Source organism: Bacteriovorax sp. DB6_IX (assembly GCF_000447775.1).
In the GTDB taxonomy this organism is placed as follows: domain Bacteria; phylum Bdellovibrionota; class Bacteriovoracia; order Bacteriovoracales; family Bacteriovoracaceae; genus Halobacteriovorax_A.
Window position 1 is genome coordinate 1 of record NZ_AUNJ01000150.1, and the last position, 3,886, is coordinate 3,886.

Sequence of the window (3,886 nt, forward strand, 5' to 3'; positions counted from 1 at the left end):
TTTAGGTTTTAAATATTTTGAATAAAAATTATTTCATCTTGATGGCCTATTGGCAAACGAATAGAAAAAGAAAAGCACCCCGAAGGGTGCTAATATTAGTGCTTATAATCTGGAAGTTTCGCTGTCATGAGAATTGGAATAATTAAGAAGGCCGATCCTACGAGATACGGCATGGCCGAATCAAATTTCCAATAAACAAGTGAGGCCACAATTGGACCAATAACTCTTGAAAGAGCTCCAAGTGATCTGAAAACTCCAATACTCTGTCCCTGCTTTTCAACTGGTGTGTAGAGGGAAACAAGAGAAGTCAGACATGGAATGGCCATTGAAGATCCTACCGCTAAAAAGAAAAGCCCAACATATATTAAGAATGAACTTTGAGCAAAAGCGATAAAGAGAAGCCCTGGAATAATAGAAATAAGCCCCATTAAGGCCATCTTCTTCTCACCTACCGAATGGGCCTTTCTTCTAACAACACCACCTTGAACAAAAGCTATGATGAACCCAATAAAGATAAACATGTAAGCATTGTCCATTGAAGAGTAATTTAATCTCTCTGCTGCCAGGAATGTCAGAGTAAACTCCATCCCAGAAAAGGCCATTAAGAATAGGAAGTGGCCAATATTAACGAGGTTAATTCCTGGATATGGAAGTGGCTTAAAGAGCTTAAAAATATTCGCTGTTCTCTCGCCTGTCTCTTTCCCACGTCTTTGTTCAGGAAGAGTCTCCTCAAATTTCTGATAGAGATTCTTTACATTATAAAGAGCTAGAATACCTGCAAGGGCCGCAGGCATCGAGAATGGATTCACTCCATATTCTGCAAGCCACGGGTAATAATCAAGAAGATTCACAAGAGAGAGAATTCCTCCCATCGCCGGACCAATAATAAAACCGAGAGCAAAGGCAATCCCAATTGTTGCCATCCCCTTGGCCCTATTCTCTTTCTGAGTGACATCGGCCACAACGGCAGTTGCAGTTGAAATATTACCTCCCATAATTCCTCCAATAAAACGAGCAAGAATGAGAACTGTAAAGCTTCCAGAGAAGAACCACAGTACGTAACTTAGAAAGAGTCCAAAAACCGAAATAAGAAGAACCGGTCTTCTACCGATTCGATCCGAAATACTTCCCCAGATAGGGGCCGCAACAAATTGTAGTAATGAGTAGATGGCACCAAGTGCTCCACCAAAGAGAACAATAGAGCTAAAGTTAGCAGCTCCTCCCGTCTCAGTTAAAGCAGTAATTGAACCAAAAATGGCCTTTAAGAAAATATTATCTGCATCGACACTAAGATACCATTTCGCGAGGGCCGGAAATAATGGGAAGATAATACTGAAACCAACAAGATCTAAGAAGAGAGTCAGAAAAACAATTTTTAAAGACTTCTTCGCCTTATCAGTTAAAGGTGGGACTTCCATAGTTTGATTAGGCATTTCCATATATTCTTCCTCTTTAAATTCATATTCTAATTCAGCAACCTTAGATTCCTCATTAACCATACACTCAACATATTGAGCAAAATCTTGGTTCCACTTCTCATCAGTATTCAAACAAGGAACATGATGGATGACTCCTCCAATCTCTGCAACTTCTTCTTGAAGTTCCGTCCCAATCTCATCAATAGTCTCCAAACAATCGGCCACAAAAGACGGGCAGTAAACAGCAATATTCTTTCTGCCACCTTCGATAAGATTTTCGACATAGTCGTCTGTATAAGGGGTTAACCACTCTTCTGATCCAAAACGTGATTGGAATGTCATATGAATTCTGTCATGTGGAATTGAAGTTATCTGATCTCTGATGAGTTTAAATGTTTCAAAACAATGTTGAAAGTAAGGATCTCTCTTATAGATCACTCGCCTCTTAGGAATTCCATGAAAAGAGATAACTAACTCATCAACTGTTTTTTCTTGTAGCGTCTTCTCAATATTAACAACAGAGTTATCAATAAAGGCCTTCGTTCTATGAAATTGAGTGACGACAGAAAAGTTTGGAATACGAACCTTTGTCTCAAGCATTTTCCCAAAGAAATCAATTCCACTTGCGATAGTACTCTCTGAATACTGAGGGAACATGGGAATGACAATCAAACGAGAAGCTGGATCAAGTCTTTCATCCAGTTCTTTTTCCCACTGAGCATAAACTGTTTCAACTCTAGGCTCACATAATAAGAAGGCATGGGCCACTTCAATATTTTCACTGGTTAAAGCATTTACTTTCTCAGTAAATTCACGAGTAATCCTAGTTAGAGGAAATTCACTTCCCTCCCAAATTCTCGAATAGAGCGCAGCCGATTTCTTAGGTCTAAACGGAAGCACAAAACAGTTGAGAATAATTTTCCAAAGAGTGGGATTGATATCGACGACTCTTGGATCGGCCAAGAACTCTTTTAAATATGAACGTACATCTGATACTTCAGGTGATTTAGGTGATCCCAATTGTACCAGTACCACCTTTGTGATCGGTTTTGTTTTTGGGAATGTTAATAATGGATGACGTGTTGCCATAAAAGCTATCCAATGATAAGAGTGTGTTGTATAATTCTCAGTATTTGTATCAAGAAATAAAAGAAATGAAAACCAAAGGAACTGTTCTTATGGCGGTAAAAAAATCGACAAAAACTAAACCAACGACAAAGAAAAGAGAAACAAAACTTTCTCAAGGCCGTGCTAAGAAAGAGCTCAAAGAACTTGGACTAGGCTCTAATAGAACTGACTACCCTGACACATACTCTCCAGAGATCTTAGAGGTCTTCCCTAATAAGAATCCTCAAAGTGATGCTTGGACAACATTTGTCTGCACAGAGTTTACTTCTCTTTGCCCAAAGACAAACCAACCAGATTTTGCCAGAATTTATATTAACTATATTGCTGATAAGACAATGGTTGAGTCTAAGTCCCTGAAATTATACCTATTCAGTTTCAGAAATCACGGAGATTTCCACGAGGACTGCATTCAGAAGATTTGTGATGACTTAGCAAAAATTATGAAGCCTAAGTACTTAGAAGTTATTGGGGAATTCACTCCACGTGGTGGAATTTGTATTTATCCATTTGCATCTACTAGCAATAGTAAGAGACAATATAAAGACTTAAAGAATAAGAGATTTGCCGAATACGCTCCAGGGAAGTATTCTATGGATCTCTCAAAAATCTATTAGTAGATTAAAATAAGGAAGACGATATGTTTGGATTAGGAATTGGTGAAGGTCTTATACTACTTGCGATTGTAGTCCTTATGTTTGGCGGAAAGAAAATCCCTGAACTTGGTAAATCAATGGGACAGGCCATTACAGGTTTTAAAAAGGGTCTTAACGAGGACCCAGAAAAAGAGAAGAAAGACTCTATAGAAAATAATTCTGATAAGAATGCCTAATAAAAAAAAAGCTCCTTAAATAGGAGCTTTTTTATTTATTGGCCTCTTTAACAACCTGTTCAATCATTTCTTCTATATCATAGGGCTTGGAAATAAGTCCTCTCACCCCTTGAGAAATCAACCCCGTCTCATCGAGATCAATAGCACCAGATGAAAGAAAGAAAGGTGGAAGCTTCTCACCCAGTAACTCTCTGGCCTTAGTATAGAATTGTTCACCAGACATCTCTGGCATTTTTGAGTCAGAAATAATGACATCATATTGGTTTTGAGACAAGAGCTCTAAAGCATCGGGAGCATTTGTTATCCCAATCACTTCATGCCCTTCCATATCAAAGGCATCTGCGCAAAGATCGAGAAGATCTTGCTCATCATCAACGAATAGAATTTTCAACTTAGAATCTGGCATAGAGGTATTATGAACTGGTTAATACCTAATACAAAGTTAAGATTTGGTAAAGAAAAAGGCTTCCGATGGAAGCCTCTTTAGTTTGATATATGATTGATTTTGTAA

General features: G+C 38.3%; 4 protein-coding genes. 2 read left to right on the forward strand and 2 right to left on the reverse strand.

Annotated features, from left to right (window positions below):
• Positions 1-95: 95 nt before the first annotated feature.
• Complete coding sequence (gene hemH / locus M901_RS16260) at positions 96-2,507, reverse strand: ferrochelatase (RefSeq protein ID WP_021277010.1); 2,412 nt, start codon at positions 2,505-2,507, stop codon at positions 96-98.
• 89 nt (positions 2,508-2,596) lie between these two features.
• On the opposite strand from hemH, the gene queF reads away from it, so the two are divergent.
• Together queF and M901_RS04550 are read left to right on the forward strand one after the other, a co-directional pair.
• The gene (gene queF, locus M901_RS18175; protein WP_053335822.1) at positions 2,597-3,160 is read left to right on the forward strand and encodes a preQ(1) synthase; all 564 of its coding nucleotides are present in this window, start codon (positions 2,597-2,599) and stop codon (positions 3,158-3,160) included.
• Positions 3,161-3,183: 23 nt separating this feature from the next.
• Positions 3,184-3,375, forward strand: coding sequence for a twin-arginine translocase TatA/TatE family subunit (locus M901_RS04550; protein ID WP_021277009.1), 192 nt, complete (start codon positions 3,184-3,186; stop codon positions 3,373-3,375).
• Between the two features lie 31 nt (positions 3,376-3,406).
• Here the strand turns inward: M901_RS04550 and M901_RS16265 are convergent, their stop codons facing one another.
• Complete coding sequence (locus M901_RS16265; protein ID WP_021277008.1) at positions 3,407-3,781, reverse strand: response regulator; 375 nt, start codon at positions 3,779-3,781, stop codon at positions 3,407-3,409.
• Positions 3,782-3,886: the final 105 nt, after the last annotated feature.

Bases quoted from the DNA above. Each gene is read 5' to 3' on its own strand.
- hemH (WP_021277010.1), bottom strand. From the start codon at position 2,507: ATGGCAACACGTCATCCATTATTAACATTCCCAAAAACAAAACCGATC.
- queF (WP_053335822.1), top strand. From the start codon at position 2,597: ATGGCGGTAAAAAAATCGACAAAAACTAAACCAACGACAAAGAAAAGA.
- M901_RS04550 (WP_021277009.1), top strand. From the start codon at position 3,184: ATGTTTGGATTAGGAATTGGTGAAGGTCTTATACTACTTGCGATTGTA.
- M901_RS16265 (WP_021277008.1), bottom strand. From the start codon at position 3,781: ATGCCAGATTCTAAGTTGAAAATTCTATTCGTTGATGATGAGCAAGAT.